Source organism: Kocuria rosea (genome assembly GCF_023715525.1).
Lineage (GTDB): Bacteria > Actinomycetota > Actinomycetes > Actinomycetales > Micrococcaceae > Kocuria > Kocuria rosea_A.
On record NZ_JAMBOG010000067.1, the window covers coordinates 1 to 369 of the forward strand.

Annotated in this window: 1 protein-coding gene; it reads right to left on the minus strand. The window is 75.1% G+C overall.

Features of this window, described 5'->3' with window-relative positions:
* The coding region (locus tag M3185_RS16990; protein ID WP_251334848.1) for a ThiF family adenylyltransferase at positions 1 to 369 on the minus strand (369 nt) is incomplete at both ends.

Below are 369 nucleotides of genomic sequence, written 5' to 3' on the forward strand. Positions count from 1 at the left end.
CCCCCAGCACCCCGGCCTCCGCGCAGCTGGGCACCGCTCCCGGGGCCGGGGCCACCGGGTAGAGATCGCGGTAGGTGGGCCCGTGCGCGGCCCAGAACACCGAGTACTGCCCGTCGAAGCGCAGGATGGAGCCCCACACGTGCGGGATCCCGGCCAGCGCGCACGCATCCGAGACCAGGTAGCGGGCGGCGAAGTTGTCGGTGCCGTCGAGGACCAGGTCGTAACCGGCCAGCACCCCAGCGGCGGTGGCGGCCGTGAGCCGGTGGGGGTGCTCGACCACGCCCACCAGCGGGTTGAGGTCCCCGATCCGTTCCGCGGCCGAGGCCGTCTTGGCCGCCCCCACGGTGGTGTGCCCGTGCGCCACCTGGC